Genomic DNA, 16009 nt, shown 5'->3' on the forward strand with positions numbered 1-16009 from the left:
AAAACATCGGCTTTTTGATAATAATCCGAGAGATTCTTTTGTGTGATGCAAGCCACATTTTTGCCCTCAACGGTTTTACTCATTGCGATGTGTGTCACTGAATGATAAAACCGATAGCCACAGGAATAATGTATTACCTGTGGTCGCAATCGATTGACCGCGGGTTAATAGCAACGCAACGTGGTGAGGGGAAATGGCTCAAATCTTCAATTTTAGTTCTGGTCCGGCAATGCTACCGGCAGAGGTGCTTAAACAGGCTCAACAGGAACTGCGCGACTGGAACGGTCTTGGTACGTCGGTGATGGAAGTGAGTCACCGTGGCAAAGAGTTCATTCAGGTTGCAGAGGAAGCCGAGAAGGATTTTCGTGATCTTCTTAATATCCCCTCCAACTACAAGGTATTGTTCTGCCACGGCGGCGGTCGCGGTCAGTTTGCTGCTGTACCGCTGAATATTCTTGGTGATAAAACCACCGCAGATTATGTTGATGCCGGTTACTGGGCGGCAAGTGCCATTAAAGAAGCGAAAAAATACTGCACGCCTAATGTCTTTGACGCCAAAGTGACTGTTGATGGTCTGCGTGCGGTTAAGCCAATGCGCGAATGGCAACTCTCTGATAATGCTGCTTATATGCATTACTGCCCGAATGAAACCATTGATGGTATCGCCATCGACGAAACGCCAGACTTCGGCAAAGATGTGGTGGTCGCAGCCGACTTCTCTTCAACCATTCTTTCCCGTCCGATTGACGTCAGCCGTTATGGCGTAATTTACGCTGGCGCGCAGAAAAATATCGGCCCGGCTGGCCTGACAATCGTCATCGTTCGTGAAGATTTGCTGGGCAAAGCGAATATCGCTTGTCCGTCGATTCTGGATTATTCCATCCTCAACGATAACGACTCCATGTTTAACACGCCGCCAACGTTTGCCTGGTATCTGTCTGGTCTGGTCTTCAAATGGCTGAAAGCGAACGGCGGTGTGGCTGCAATGGATAAGATCAATCAGCAAAAAGCAGAACTGCTGTATGGTGTGATTGATAACAGCGATTTCTACCGCAATGATGTGGCGAAAGCTAACCGTTCGCGGATGAACGTGCCGTTCCAGTTGGCGGATAGCGCGCTTGATAAATTGTTCCTCGAAGAGTCTTTCGCTGCGGGCTTACATGCGCTGAAAGGTCACCGTGTGGTCGGCGGAATGCGTGCTTCTATTTATAACGCCATGCCGCTGGAAGGCGTTAAAGCACTGACAGACTTCATGGTTGAGTTCGAGCGTCGTCACGGCTAATGCCGACATTTTGCGTAATCCCCACAGCCAGACTGTGGGGTTTTTATTTCTGTTGTAGAGAGTTGAGTTCATGGAATCCCTGACGTTGCACCCCATCGCCCGTGTCGATGGCACTATTAATCTGCCCGGTTCCAAGAGCGTTTCTAACCGCGCTTTATTGCTGGCGGCATTAGCACACGGCAAAACAGTATTAACTAATCTGCTGGATAGCGATGACGTGCGCCATATGCTGAATGCATTAACGGCGTTAGGGGTAAGTTACACGCTTTCAGCCGATCGTACGCGTTGCGAAATCATCGGTAACGGCGGTCCATTACACGCAGAAAGCGCGCTGGAGTTGTTTCTTGGAAACGCCGGAACGGCTATGCGTCCGCTGGCGGCGGCACTTTGTCTGGGAAACAATGATATTGTCCTGACTGGTGAGCCGCGTATGAAAGAACGCCCGATTGGTCATCTGGTGGATGCGTTGCGCCAGGGCGGAGCGAAAATCACTTACCTGGAACAAGATAATTATCCACCGTTGCGTTTACAGGGCGGTTTTACTGGCGGCAACGTTGACGTTGATGGCTCCGTTTCCAGCCAGTTCCTCACCGCACTGTTAATGACTGCGCCTCTTGCGCCGAAAGATACAGTTATTCGTATTAAAGGTGATCTGGTTTCTAAACCTTATATCGATATCACGCTCAACCTGATGAAAACGTTTGGTGTTGAGATTGAAAATCAGCACTATCAACAATTTGTCGTAAAAGGGGGGCAGTCTTATCAGTCTCCGGGTACTTATTTGGTCGAAGGAGATGCATCTTCAGCTTCTTACTTCCTGGCAGCAGCAGCAATCAAAGGCGGCACGGTAAAAGTGACCGGCATTGGACGCAACAGTATGCAGGGCGATATTCGATTTGCTGATGTACTGGAAAAAATGGGGGCGACCATTAGCTGGGGCGATGATTATATTGCCTGCACGTGTGGCGAACTGAACGCCATCGATATGGATATGAACCATATTCCCGATGCGGCGATGACCATTGCCACGACGGCGTTATTTGCAAAAGGCACAACCACGCTGCGCAATATTTATAACTGGCGCGTAAAAGAAACGGATCGCCTGTTCGCGATGGCAACAGAGCTACGTAAAGTCGGTGCAGAAGTTGAAGAGGGGCACGATTTCATTCGCATAACTCCACCGGAAAAACTGAACTTTGCCGAGATCGCGACATACAATGATCACCGGATGGCGATGTGTTTCTCGCTGGTGGCATTGTCAGATACGCCAGTGACGATTCTTGACCCCAAATGTACGGCTAAAACCTTCCCGGATTACTTCGAACAACTGGCGCGGATAAGCCAACCAGCTTGAATAACGGGCGATAAATAGACAAATATTTCTTTCTAAAAACGTCGGCACATTGCCGGCGTTTTTTTTCGGACCTTGTGAGTCATTTTGAACAGTGGTAACGTCGATTATCAATGTAAGTTATTGATACATAATATTTATATATGATTAATCAACGGATGATTCACATGAAGAATACTAAATTACTGCTGGCGATTGCGACTTCTGCAGCACTACTGACAGGGTGTCAAAATACGCACGGTATTGATACCAATATGGCTATCAGCTCCGGTTTAAATGCCTATAAAGCTGCAACGTTAAGCGACGCCGATGCAAAAGCCATTGCCAATCAGGGCTGTACCGAAATGGACAGCGGCAATCAAGTTGCAAGCAAATCCAGCAAGTACGGTAAACGTCTGGCAAAAATCGCCAAAGCATTGGGTAACAACATTAACGGTACGCCGGTCAACTATAAGGTTTATATGACCAGCGACGTTAACGCATGGGCGATGGCAAACGGCTGTGTCCGTGTCTACAGTGGCCTGATGGACATGATGAACGACAACGAAATTGAAGGCGTTCTGGGTCATGAACTGGGACACGTTGCATTGGGTCACTCACTGGCTGAAATGAAAGCATCTTATGCGATCGTTGCCGCACGCGATGCAATTTCCGCCACCAGCGGTGTTGCTTCCCAGCTTTCTCGCTCGCAACTGGGCGATATCGCAGAAGGCGCTATCAATGCTAAGTACTCCCGCGATAAAGAGTCTGAAGCAGATGATTTCTCCTTTGATCTGCTGAAGAAACGTGGCATTAACACCCAGGGACTGGTCGGTAGCTTTGAAAAACTGGCCAGCCTGGATGGCGGTCGTACTCAGTCTATGTTTGACTCTCATCCACCATCAGCAGAGCGTGCACAGCACATCCGCGATCGTATCGCCTCCGGTAAGTAAATCATTGTCATCTTTCGGGCTGGTCTTTCGCCAGCCCGCTATAATTGCGCAATAAATCCCCATCTGAATACAGACAAAACTGGTTTTTGCACACAACGTTAACGATTTGTGGCGCCGACGCGTATAATGCGCGCGGTTATGTTAACGGTACGCCTGTTTTAAGGAGATAAAGATGACGGCAATTGCCCCGGTTATTACCATTGATGGCCCAAGCGGTGCAGGGAAAGGCACCTTGTGTAAGGCTATGGCGGAAGCGTTGCAATGGCATCTGCTGGACTCGGGTGCAATTTATCGCGTACTGGCACTGGCGGCATTACATCACCATGTTGATGTTGCGTCGGAAGATGCGCTGGTGCCGCTGGCATCCCATCTGGATGTACGTTTTGTGTCGACCAATGGCAATCTGGAAGTGATCCTCGAAGGGGAAGATGTCAGCGGCGAAATTCGTACTCAGGAAGTGGCGAATGCTGCTTCACAAGTCGCTGCATTCCCACGCGTTCGTGAAGCATTATTGCGTCGCCAACGCGCATTCCGAGAGTTACCCGGTTTGATCGCCGATGGTCGCGATATGGGGACAGTGGTATTCCCTGATGCGCCAGTAAAAATTTTCCTTGACGCCTCCTCGGAAGAACGTGCGCATCGCCGCATGCTACAGTTGCAGGAGAAGGGCTTTAGTGTTAACTTTGAGCGCCTTTTGGCCGAGATCAAAGAACGCGACGACCGCGATCGTAATCGCGCGGTAGCGCCCTTGGTTCCGGCAGCCGATGCTTTAGTTTTGGATTCCACCACCTTAAGCATTGAGCAAGTGATTGAAAAAGCGTTACACTACGCGCGCCAAAAATTGGCTCTCGCATAAGCGACCGAATTTGCAGTACCCCCGTTGCAATGGAATGACAGCGGGTATGTTAAACAACCCCATCCGGCACGGAGCCAGGTGGACGTTAAATATAAACCTGAAGATTAAACATGACTGAATCTTTTGCTCAACTCTTTGAAGAGTCCTTAAAAGAAATCGAAACCCGCCCGGGTTCTATCGTTCGTGGCGTTGTTGTTGCTATCGACAAAGATGTAGTACTGGTTGACGCTGGTCTGAAATCTGAGTCCGCCATCCCGGCAGAGCAGTTCAAAAACGCCCAGGGCGAGCTGGAAATCCAGGTAGGTGACGAAGTTGACGTTGCTCTGGACGCAGTAGAAGACGGCTTCGGTGAAACTCTGCTGTCCCGTGAGAAAGCTAAACGTCACGAAGCCTGGATCACGCTGGAAAAAGCTTACGAAGATGCTGAAACTGTTACCGGTGTTATCAACGGCAAAGTTAAGGGCGGCTTCACTGTTGAGCTGAACGGTATTCGTGCGTTCCTGCCAGGTTCTCTGGTAGACGTTCGTCCGGTGCGTGACACTCTGCACCTGGAAGGCAAAGAGCTTGAATTCAAAGTAATCAAGCTGGATCAGAAGCGCAACAACGTTGTTGTTTCTCGTCGTGCCGTTATCGAATCCGAAAACAGCGCAGAGCGCGATCAGCTGCTGGAAAACCTGCAGGAAGGCATGGAAGTTAAAGGTATCGTTAAGAACCTCACTGACTACGGTGCATTCGTTGATCTGGGCGGCGTTGACGGCCTGCTGCACATCACTGACATGGCCTGGAAACGCGTTAAGCATCCGAGCGAAATCGTCAACGTGGGCGACGAAATCACTGTTAAAGTGCTGAAGTTCGACCGCGAACGTACCCGTGTATCTCTGGGCCTGAAACAGCTGGGCGAAGATCCGTGGGTAGCTATCGCTAAACGTTATCCGGAAGGTACCAAACTGACTGGTCGCGTGACCAACCTGACCGACTACGGCTGCTTCGTTGAAATCGAAGAAGGCGTTGAAGGCTTGGTACACGTTTCCGAAATGGATTGGACCAACAAAAACATCCACCCGTCCAAAGTTGTTAACGTTGGCGATGTAGTGGAAGTTATGGTTCTGGATATCGACGAAGAACGTCGTCGTATCTCCCTGGGTCTGAAACAGTGCAAAGCTAACCCGTGGCAGCAGTTCGCGGAAACCCACAACAAGGGCGACCGTGTTGAAGGTAAAATCAAGTCTATCACTGACTTTGGTATCTTCATCGGCCTGGACGGCGGCATCGACGGCCTGGTTCACCTGTCTGACATCTCCTGGAACGTTGCAGGCGAAGAAGCAGTTCGTGAATACAAAAAAGGCGACGAAATCGCTGCAGTTGTTCTGCAGGTTGACGCAGAACGTGAACGTATCTCCCTGGGCGTTAAACAGCTCGCAGAAGATCCGTTCAACAACTGGGTTGCTCTGAACAAGAAAGGCGCTATCGTAACCGGTAAAGTAACTGCAGTTGACGCTAAAGGCGCAACCGTAGAACTGGCTGACGGCGTTGAAGGTTACCTGCGTGCTTCTGAAGCATCCCGTGACCGCGTTGAAGACGCTACCCTGGTTCTGAGCGTTGGCGACGAAGTTGAAGCTAAATTCACTGGCGTTGATCGTAAAAACCGCGCAATCAGCCTGTCTGTTCGTGCGAAAGACGAAGCTGACGAGAAAGATGCAATCGCAACTGTTAACAAACAGGAAGATGCAAACTTCTCCAACAACGCAATGGCTGAAGCTTTCAAAGCAGCTAAAGGCGAGTAATTCTCTGACTCTTCGGGATTTTTATTCCGAAGTTTGCTGAGTTTACTTGACAGATTGCAGGTTTCGTCCTGTAATCAAGCACTAAGGGCGGCTACGGCCGCCCTTAATCAATGCAGCAACAGCAGCCGTTAAATTTGCCTTTAAGGAACCGGAGGAATCATGACCAAGTCAGAATTGATAGAAAGACTTGCCACCCAGCAATCGCACATTCCCGCCAAGACGGTTGAAGATGCAGTAAAAGAGATGCTGGAGCATATGGCCTCGACTCTTGCGCAGGGCGAGCGTATTGAAATCCGCGGTTTCGGCAGTTTCTCTTTGCACTACCGCGCACCGCGTACCGGACGTAATCCGAAGACTGGCGATAAAGTAGAGCTGGAAGGAAAATACGTTCCTCACTTTAAACCTGGTAAAGAACTGCGCGATCGCGCCAATATTTACGGTTAAGTTTTAGTAAAACTTGAACGCGGAAAAAGCACCTGACGGGTGCTTTTTTCATTTCTGCAATATGGTTCTGGAAGCTGTCTCGCAGAGTTGTGTACAGTTTTCATGATCCTGCTAAATTCTTCTGAACGTGCCTCGGGCAACGCAAAACTCCCGCCAGACAACCACTCAACAAAGTTGCACACTTTCCAAAAACAGGGAGGAGTGCATGAAAATAACGACAGTTAGCCTGTGCATAATTTGCGGGATTTTACCGCTGCTGATTTTGCCGCAGTTGCCTGGGACATTAACTCTCGCGAGTCTAACTGTATTCGTCTGCGTACTGGCATTTATTCCTGTTAAAGTCGTCCGTTATTTCACGCTGACATTGCTGTTTTTTCTTTGGGGCGTGTTGGCGGCGAAGCAAATTCTGTGGGCAGGAGAAAACTTAACTGGCGCGACGCAGGATGCAGTCGTCGAGATTACCGCCACTGACGGCATGACCACGCATTACGGGCAAATTACTCATCTACAAGGGCGGCGGTTATTTCCCGCGCCAGGCATCGCGTTATATGGCGAATATTTGCCACAATCGGTATGCGCTGGGCAACGATGGTCGATGAAACTGAAAGTGCGTGCTGTTCACGGTCAACTTAATGATGGCGGCTTTGACAGCCAGCGTTATGCCATTGCCCAGCATCAGCCACTTACCGGACGTTTTCTGCAAGCAAGCGTCATTGAACCAGGTTGTAGCCTACGTGCGCAATATCTGGCATCCCTGCAAACGACGCTGCAGCCGTATTCATGGCAGACGGTGATGCTCGGCTTAGGAATGGGTGAACGGTTATCGGTATCTAAAGAAATTAAAAATATAATGCGCGATACCGGTACGGCACATTTAATGGCGATATCGGGTTTACACATCGCTTTTGCAGCATTACTGGCTGCGGGGCTAATTCGTGGCGGGCAAATTTTCCTCCCCGGGCGTTGGATTTACTGGCAGATGCCATTAATCGGTGGAGTTTGCTGCGCTGCTTTTTATGCCTGGCTTACCGGTATGCAGCCGCCTGCATTGCGTACCGTGGTGGCGCTTGCGACCTGGGAGCGCTCAAATTGAGCGGCCGGCAATGGAGTGGTTGGGATGTGTGGATATGCTGCCTGGCAGCAATTCTGCTGATGGATCCTGTCGCTATCCTCTCGCAAAGTTTGTGGCTCTCTGCCGCAGCGGTGGCAGCGCTGATATTTTGGTATCAGTGGTTTCCCTGCCCAGTCAGGGCATTGCCGCCTGTATTGCAATCTATTGTTTCACTTATCCATCTGCAACTTGGTATAACACTCCTGCTAATGCCGGTGCAAATAGTCATATTTCATGGCATTAGTCTGACTTCATTTATGGCAAATTTGTTCGCTATTCCCTTAGTGACATTTATTTCGGTTCCGTTGATCCTCGCCGCGATGGTTGTGCATTTAAGCGGGCCATTAATCCTGGAACAAGGTATATGGTTTCTTGCCGATCGGTCCTTAGCTTTACTTTTTTGGGGGTTAAAGAGTTTGCCTGAAGGGTGGATAAGCATTGCTGAACGTTGGCAATGGCTATCATTTTCGCCCTGGTTATTACTGGTGATATGGCGACTAAACGCATGGCAAACGTTGCCTGCGGTGTGTATGGCTGGAGGAATTATAATGTGTTGGCCACTGTGGCAAAAACCACGGTCTGATGAGTGGCAGGTTTATATGCTTGATGTCGGGCAAGGGCTGGCAATGGTGATCGCTCGAAACGGTAAAGCGGTTCTCTATGATACAGGGCTCGCCTGGCCGGAGGGGGACAGTGGGCAACAACTGATTATTCCCTGGCTCCGCTGGCATGACCTTGAACCGGTAGGCGTTATTCTTAGTCATGAACATCTTGATCATCGGGGTGGGCTGGACTCGATATTACATGCCTGGCCGACGTTATGGGTAAGAAGCCCCTTAAACTGGGTGCATCATCAGCCCTGCGTGCGTGGCGAAGCGTGGCAGTGGCAAGGATTGCAGTTTAGCGTGCACTGGCCTTTGCAAGGGAGTAACGAAAAGGGAAATAACCATTCCTGTGTGATTAAGGTTGATGATGGAACACATAGCATTCTTTTGACTGGCGATATTGAAGCCCCCGCTGAACAAAAAATGCTAAGTCATTACTGGCAACAGGTTCAGGCAACTTTGATTCAGGTACCCCATCACGGTAGTAATACCTCGTCATCAGTGCCATTGATTCAGCGGGTAAATGGAAAAATGGCACTGGCATCGGCATCGCGCTATAACGCATGGCGATTACCCTCCAGCAAAGTCAAACTTCGCTATCAACTACAAGGATATCAATGGGTTGACACCCCACATCAGGGGCAAATAACGGTCTATTTTTCAGCGCAAGGTTGGCGGGTGAGCAGCCTAAGGGAGCAAATTTTACCTCGTTGGTATCATCAGTGGTTTGGCGTGCCAGTGGATAACGGGTAGAATATGCGGCTATTTCAACAAATGCTGGTTTTTTGAATGCATAACGACAAAGATCTCTCTACGTGGCAGACATTCCGCCGACTGTGGCCAACCATTGCGCCTTTTAAAGCGGGTCTGATCGTGGCGGGCATAGCGTTAATTCTCAACGCAGCCAGCGATACCTTCATGTTATCGCTCCTTAAGCCGCTTCTCGATGATGGCTTTGGTAAAACAGATCGCTCCGTGCTGATGTGGATGCCGCTGGTAGTTATCGGCCTGATGATTTTACGTGGTATCACCAGTTATATCTCCAGCTACTGTATCTCCTGGGTATCAGGAAAAGTGGTCATGACCATGCGTCGACGTCTGTTCGGCCACATGATGGGCATGCCAGTGTCATTTTTTGACAAACAGTCAACCGGGACACTGCTTTCACGTATTACTTACGATTCTGAACAGGTTGCTTCGTCGTCTTCCGGCGCGTTGATTACGGTGGTGCGTGAAGGTGCTTCCATTATCGGTCTGTTCGCCATGATGTTCTATTACAGCTGGCAGTTGTCGATCATTTTGATTGTGCTGGCACCGATCGTCTCGATTGCGATTCGTATCGTGTCGAAGCGTTTTCGCAGCATCAGTAAAAACATGCAGAACACCATGGGGCAGGTGACCACCAGTGCTGAACAGATGCTGAAAGGCCACAAAGAAGTCTTGATTTTTGGCGGCCAGGAAGTAGAAACGAAGCGTTTTGATAAGGTCAGCAACAAGATGCGTTTGCAGGGCATGAAAATGGTTTCTGCTTCTTCCATCTCTGACCCGATCATTCAGCTGATCGCCTCTCTGGCACTGGCATTTGTTCTCTACGCTGCGAGCTTCCCAAGCGTGATGGATAGCCTGACAGCCGGTACGATTACTGTCGTCTTCTCTTCGATGATTGCACTGATGCGTCCGCTGAAATCGCTGACCAACGTTAACGCCCAGTTCCAACGCGGGATGGCAGCATGTCAGACGCTGTTTACCATTCTGGATAGTGAACAGGAGAAAGACGAAGGTAAACGCGAGATTGAGCGTGCTACTGGTGACGTTGAATTCCGCAATGTCACTTTTACCTATCCGGGGCGTGAAGTCCCTGCGCTGCGTAATATCAACCTGAAGATCCCGGCAGGGAAAACAGTGGCTCTGGTAGGGCGTTCGGGGTCGGGTAAATCGACCATCGCCAGCCTGATCACCCGTTTTTATGATATCGATGAAGGCGAGATCCTGATGGATGGTCACGATCTGCGCGAGTATACCCTGGCGTCTTTACGTAACCAGGTTGCTCTGGTGTCGCAGAATGTCCATCTGTTTAATGACACGGTTGCCAACAACATTGCTTACGCTCGTACTGAACAGTACAGCCGTGAGCAAATTGAAGAAGCGGCACGTATGGCCTACGCCATGGACTTTATCAATAAGATGGATAACGGTCTTGATACGGTGATTGGTGAAAACGGCGTGTTGCTCTCTGGCGGTCAGCGCCAGCGTATTGCCATTGCCCGTGCCTTGCTGCGTGATAGCCCAATTCTGATTCTGGATGAAGCCACCTCGGCGCTGGACACCGAATCCGAACGCGCGATTCAGGCGGCACTGGACGAGTTGCAGAAAAACCGTACCTCTCTGGTGATTGCCCACCGCTTGTCTACCATTGAAAAGGCAGACGAAATTGTGGTCGTCGAGGACGGGATCATTGTGGAACGCGGTACGCATAACGATTTGCTTGAGCACCGTGGAGTCTACGCACAACTTCATAAAATGCAGTTTGGCCAATGATCGAAAAAATCTGGTCTGGTGAGTCGCCTTTGTGGCGGCTACTGCTGCCACTCTCCTGGCTGTATGGTCTGGTGAGTGGCGTTATCCGTCTTTGCTATAAACTAAAACTGAAGCGCGCCTGGCGTGCCCCCGTACCGGTTGTCGTGGTTGGTAATCTCACCGCAGGCGGCAACGGAAAAACTCCGGTGGTTGTCTGGCTGGTGGAACAACTACAAAAACGCGGTATTCGTGTTGGCGTAGTGTCCCGGGGCTATGGCGGTAAAGCTGAGTCGTATCCGCTGTTATTGTCGGCAGATACCACCACCGCACAGGCGGGCGATGAACCGGTGCTGATTTATCAGCGTACGGGTGCACCTGTTGCAGTTTCTCCTGTCCGTTCAGATGCGGTAAAAGCCATTCTGGCGCAATATCCCGATGTGCAGATTATCGTGACTGATGACGGTTTACAGCATTATCGTCTGGCGCGTGATGTGGAAATCGTCGTCATCGATGGCGTGCGTCGCTTTGGCAATGGCTGGTGGTTGCCGGCGGGGCCAATGCGCGAGCGCGCGGGGCGCTTAAAATCGGTTGATGCGGTAATCGTCAACGGCGGTGTCCCCCACAGCGGTGAAATCCCCATGCTTCTGCTGCCGGGTCAGGCGGTGAATTTACGTACCGGTACGCGTTGTGACGTTGCTCAGCTTGAACATGTGGTGGCGATGGCGGGGATTGGGCATCCGCCGCGCTTTTTTGCCACGCTGAAGATGTGCGGCGTACAACCGGAAAAATGTGTACCGCTGGCCGATCATCAGTCTTTGAATCATGCGGATGTTAGCGCGTTGGTAAGCGCCGGGCAAACGCTGGTAATGACTGAAAAAGATGCGGTGAAATGCCTGGCTTTTGCAGAAGAAAATTGGTGGTATTTGCCCGTTGACGCACAGCTTTCAGGTGATGAACCAGCAAAACTGCTTGCGCAACTAACTTCGCTGGCTTCTGGCAACTAGTTACGCCGCGGCAGCGTTCGATTGATGGAGTCATGAATGTCGCTGCCGTACCTCTCCCTTGCTGATGCGCGTAATCTTCACCTTGCCGCGCAAGGCCTGTTAAACAAGCCCCGTCGTCGCGCGTCGCCGGAAGATATTCTGGCTACCATTTCTCGCATGTCCTTGCTGCAAATTGACACCATTAATATCGTTGCCCGTAGTCCATATCTGGTGCTTTTCAGTCGTCTGGGAAATTATCCTGCGCAGTGGCTGGATGAGTCTCTGGCGTGTGGCGAATTAATGGAATACTGGGCGCATGAAGCCTGCTTTATGCCGCGTAGCGATTTTCGTCTTATTCGCCACCGCATGCTGGCACCTGAAAAAATGGGCTGGAAATACAAAGATGCCTGGATGCAGGAACATGCGGCGGAAATTGCACAGTTAATTCAGCATATTCATGATAAGGGACCGGTACGTTCAGCCGATTTTGAGCATCCTCGTAAAGGGGCGAGCGGCTGGTGGGAGTGGAAGCCGCATAAACGGCATCTGGAAGGGCTCTTTACCGCCGGAAAGGTGATGGTGATTGAACGGCGCAACTTCCAGCGCGTTTATGATTTAACCCACCGTGTCATGCCTGACTGGGATGATGAGCGCGATCTCGTTTCGCAAACAGAAGCAGAAATCATCATGCTGGATAACAGTGCGCGCAGCCTGGGAATATTTCGCGAACAGTGGCTGGCGGATTACTACCGGCTGAAACGTCCGGCGCTGGCAGCGTGGCGCGAAGCGAGGGCTGAACAGCAGCAAATCATTGCTGTGCATGTTGAAAAATTGGGTAATCTTTGGCTGCATGCTGATTTGCTGCCGCTACTCGAACGTGCGCTCGCCGGAAAGCTCACTGCAACGCACAGCGCGGTACTTTCGCCTTTTGATCCTGTTGTCTGGGATCGTAAACGGGCAGAGCAACTTTTTGATTTTAGCTACCGGCTGGAGTGTTACACGCCAGCGCCCAAACGCCAGTATGGTTATTTCGTTCTACCGTTATTGCATCGTGGGCAATTAGTTGGGCGAATGGATTCTAAGATGCATCGCCAGACTGGCATCTTTGAAGTGCTCTCTCTCTGGTTACAGGATGGGGTAAAACCAACAGTGACCCTTCAAAAAGGGCTGCGTCAGGCGATTACTGATTTTGCTCACTGGCAGCAGGCAACACGAGTAACAATAGGGCGCTGCCCGCACGGTTTCTTTACCGATTGCCGCACCGGCTGGGAAATAGACCCCGACGCATAAATGATTATGATAAGATTTATGCATTCATAACCCGATCCATCTGGAGGAACTATGGATCATCGTCTGCTTGAAATCATTGCCTGCCCGGTTTGCAACGGCAAACTTTGGTATAACCAGGAAAAACAAGAGCTTATTTGCAAACTGGACAACCTGGCTTTTCCGCTGCGCGATGGCATTCCAGTGCTGCTGGAAACGGAAGCACGCGTGCTGACTGCTGATGAGAGTAAATCATGAGTTTTGTGGTCATTATTCCCGCGCGCTACGCTTCCACGCGTCTGCCAGGTAAGCCGCTGGTCGATATTAACGGCAAACCCATGATTGTTCATGTACTCGAACGCGCACGCGAATCAGGTGCCGAGCGCATCATCGTCGCAACCGATCATGAGGATGTCGCCCGCGCTGTTGAAGCTGCTGGCGGTGAAGTATGCATGACGCGTGCTGATCACCAGTCAGGTACAGAACGCCTGGCGGAAGTTGTCGAAAAATGCGCGTTCAGCGACGACACGGTGATTGTGAATGTGCAGGGGGATGAACCGATGATCCCCGCGACAATCATTCGTCAGGTTGCCGATAACCTTGCCCAGCGTCAGGTTGGAATGGCGACCTTGGCTGTGCCTATCCACAGTGCGGAAGAAGCCTTTAATCCGAATGCGGTTAAAGTTGTTCTCGACGCCGAAGGTTATGCGCTCTACTTCTCGCGCGCCACCATTCCGTGGGATCGTGACCGTTTTGCGAAAGGTCTGGAAACCGTAGGAGATAACTTCCTGCGCCATCTCGGCATTTATGGCTATCGTGCAGGTTTTATCCGCCGCTATGTTAACTGGCAGCCAAGCCCGTTAGAACATATCGAAATGCTAGAGCAGCTTCGCGTGCTGTGGTATGGAGAAAAAATCCATGTTGCTGTCGCCCAGGAGGTTCCTGGCACCGGTGTAGATACTCCCGAAGATCTTGAGCGTGTTCGCGCTGAAATGGCTTAATTTTTCCCCACGACACTCCATCTCAATTTTGGGAGGAGTGTCGTAGCGTTACGATTCTCTTCATTTTTTCCCTTCAACAATTGATCTCATTCAGGTGACATCTTTTACATTGGCGCTCATTATGAAAGCAGTAGCTTTTATGAGGGTAATCTGAATGGAACAGCTGCGTGCCGAACTAAGTCATTTACTGGGCGAAAGATTGAGTCGTATAGAGTGTGTGAATGAAAAAGCAGACACAACTCTGTGGGCGTTGTATGACAGCCAGGGAAACCCGATGCCGCTCATGGCGCGAAGTTTTTCTACCCCGGGGCAGGCCAGACAGCTGGCATGGAAAACCACCATGCTGGCTCGGAGCGGGACTGTTCGCATGCCGACTATCTATGGCGTGATGACGCATGAAGAACATCCCGGTCCCGATGTCTTGTTGCTGGAGCGGATGCGCGGTGTTTCTGTGGAAGCTCCCGCAAGAACGCCAGAGCGCTGGGAACATCTGAAAGATCAAATTGTTGAAGCGTTGCTGGCCTGGCACCGTCAGGACAGCCGCGGATGTGTTGGCGCGGTTGACAATACTCAGGAAAATTTCTGGCCTTCCTGGTATCGCCAGCACGTTGAAATGTTGTGGGCGACGCTCAATCAGTTTAATAACACAGGTTTAACCATGCAGGATAAGCGGATCCTGTTCCGCACTCGTGAATGTCTGCCGGTGTTGTTTGAAGGTTTTAACGATAATTGTGTGCTGATTCACGGCAATTTCTGTTTGCGTAGCATGCTGAAAGATTCCCGTAGCGATCAGCTCCTGGCGATGGTCGGACCGGGGTTAATGCTCTGGGCGCCGCGTGAGTATGAATTATTCCGGTTGATGGATAACACCCTGGCGGAAGATTTGCTCTGGAGTTATCTGCAACGCGCGCCAGTGGCGGAGTCTTTCATCTGGCGGCGTTGGCTGTATGTGTTATGGGATGAAGTTGCGCAACTGGTCAATACCGGACGGTTTAACCGTAGCAACTTTGATCTGGCGACTAAATCACTCCTGCCGTGGCTCGCCTGACGAACCTTTTAACCACTGCCAGATGCGGCCAAGCGTTTCATAGCCAACGCGGTCGCTATGCATCAACCAGACCGGAGACGGGATTGCCCGTTCCCACGGATTAAGCGGCGAGTCGATTGCCAACTGGTTCGCCGGGGCTGGCAGCGGATTTAGCCCTTCCTGCTGAAAAAAGATCATCGCGCGTGGCAAATGAGACGCAGATGTCACCAGCAGGAAAGGGGCATCGCCAATCGCCTGTTTCACTGCGGCAGCTTCTTCTTCGGTATCTTTTGGTAAATCCAGTGTGATAATTTGCTCGCGTGGGACACCCAGCGATTGCGCCACTCTGGCACCTACTTCCGCTGTACTCACCGTATTGGTTTTTGCTACGCCTCCCGTGAAGATCAGCTTTGATCCAGGATTTTCGCGCCATAAGCGAATACCTTCATTCAGGCGCGGCAAACTGTTATTGATTAAATTAGAGCTCGGTGCCCACTGCGGGTTCCAGGTATAACCACCTCCGAGCACCACGATATAGTCCACTTTTTGCGAATTATTCCATGTCGGATAGGTGCTTTCGATGGGACGCAGCAGGCGGTCGGCTACCGGTTGCAAACTCAATAACAAGAGCGCCAGCCACCCAATGCTAATAAAAATCTTCCCGGTTTTTTGAAAACGGCTAAACCACAGCAGCGCCAGGCCAGCACCAATAATCAACAACATCAGCGGAAGTGGCAGCAGCATGCCGCCAATCACTTTTTTCAGTGTAAAAAGCATCCTTTCTGGTTCCTTTTTTGACCATATAGCAAGGGATCGCCAGCGATATTACACCAGACGGGTTCATTCTCGC

13 protein-coding genes and 1 pseudogene are annotated in these 16009 nt (G+C 50.7%); 13 read left to right on the top strand and 1 reads right to left on the bottom strand.

From position 1 onward, the window contains the following. The first annotated feature begins 193 nt into the window (after positions 1–193). The 13 genes and pseudogenes from serC (at position 194) to FEK47_RS07865 (ending at position 15180) form a co-directional block, all read left to right on the top strand. On the top strand, positions 194–1282 hold the full coding sequence (gene serC / locus FEK47_RS07800; RefSeq protein WP_000057132.1) for a 3-phosphoserine/phosphohydroxythreonine transaminase: 1089 nt from the start codon (positions 194–196) through the stop codon (positions 1280–1282). Positions 1283–1352: 70 nt separating this feature from the next. Next, on the top strand, positions 1353–2636 hold the full coding sequence (gene aroA, locus FEK47_RS07805; RefSeq protein WP_130258238.1) for a 3-phosphoshikimate 1-carboxyvinyltransferase: 1284 nt from the start codon (positions 1353–1355) through the stop codon (positions 2634–2636). 164 nt (positions 2637–2800) lie between these two features. Beyond that, positions 2801–3565: a metallopeptidase YcaL gene (ycaL, locus tag FEK47_RS07815; RefSeq protein ID WP_130205325.1), complete on the top strand. Its 765-nt coding sequence runs from the start codon at positions 2801–2803 to the stop codon at positions 3563–3565. 172 nt (positions 3566–3737) lie between these two features. Further along, positions 3738–4421: a (d)CMP kinase gene (gene cmk, locus FEK47_RS07820; RefSeq protein WP_000125014.1), complete on the top strand. Its 684-nt coding sequence runs from the start codon at positions 3738–3740 to the stop codon at positions 4419–4421. A 110-nt stretch (positions 4422–4531) separates the two neighbouring features. Then, on the top strand, positions 4532–6205 hold the full coding sequence (gene rpsA, locus FEK47_RS07825) for a 30S ribosomal protein S1 (protein WP_000140327.1): 1674 nt from the start codon (positions 4532–4534) through the stop codon (positions 6203–6205). A gap of 159 nt (positions 6206–6364) precedes the next feature. Continuing rightward, complete coding sequence (gene ihfB, locus FEK47_RS07830; protein ID WP_000167336.1) at positions 6365–6649, top strand: integration host factor subunit beta; 285 nt, start codon at positions 6365–6367, stop codon at positions 6647–6649. A 205-nt stretch (positions 6650–6854) separates the two neighbouring features. Next, a pseudogene (locus FEK47_RS07835) lies at positions 6855–9118 on the top strand (ComEC family protein). 36 nt (positions 9119–9154) lie between these two features. Continuing rightward, positions 9155–10903, top strand: coding sequence for a lipid A ABC transporter ATP-binding protein/permease MsbA (gene msbA, locus FEK47_RS07840; protein ID WP_130205329.1), 1749 nt, complete (start codon positions 9155–9157; stop codon positions 10901–10903). Beyond that, positions 10900–11886, top strand: a complete 987-nt coding sequence (gene lpxK, locus FEK47_RS07845) for a tetraacyldisaccharide 4'-kinase (protein WP_135486374.1) — start codon at positions 10900–10902, stop codon at positions 11884–11886. Before msbA ends, lpxK begins: the two co-directional genes overlap by 4 nt. A 36-nt stretch (positions 11887–11922) precedes the next feature. Continuing rightward, the gene (gene ycaQ, locus FEK47_RS07850) at positions 11923–13155 is read left to right on the top strand and encodes a crosslink repair DNA glycosylase YcaQ (protein WP_135486373.1); all 1233 of its coding nucleotides are present in this window, start codon (positions 11923–11925) and stop codon (positions 13153–13155) included. A 51-nt stretch (positions 13156–13206) separates the two neighbouring features. Beyond that, a complete protein-coding gene (gene ycaR / locus FEK47_RS07855) occupies positions 13207–13389 on the top strand; it encodes a protein YcaR (RefSeq protein ID WP_000350058.1) in 183 nt (60 codons plus the stop codon). Further along, entirely contained in the window at positions 13386–14132 is a 747-nt protein-coding gene (gene kdsB / locus FEK47_RS07860; RefSeq protein ID WP_064528339.1) for a 3-deoxy-manno-octulosonate cytidylyltransferase, read from the top strand. Before ycaR ends, kdsB begins: the two co-directional genes overlap by 4 nt. A gap of 154 nt (positions 14133–14286) precedes the next feature. Beyond that, the gene (locus FEK47_RS07865) at positions 14287–15180 is read left to right on the top strand and encodes a YcbJ family phosphotransferase (RefSeq protein ID WP_130205335.1); all 894 of its coding nucleotides are present in this window, start codon (positions 14287–14289) and stop codon (positions 15178–15180) included. Here the strand turns inward: FEK47_RS07865 and elyC are convergent. Continuing rightward, positions 15157–15936 carry an envelope biogenesis factor ElyC gene (elyC, locus tag FEK47_RS07870; RefSeq protein WP_000899542.1) on the bottom strand — a complete coding sequence of 260 codons (780 nt, stop codon included), beginning with the start codon at positions 15934–15936 and terminating at the stop codon, positions 15157–15159. The genes FEK47_RS07865 and elyC overlap by 24 nt on opposite strands. Between the last annotated feature and the right edge of the window lie 73 nt (positions 15937–16009).

It is taken from the genome of Escherichia sp. E3659 (assembly GCF_005781135.1).
GTDB lineage: Bacteria > Pseudomonadota > Gammaproteobacteria > Enterobacterales > Enterobacteriaceae > Escherichia.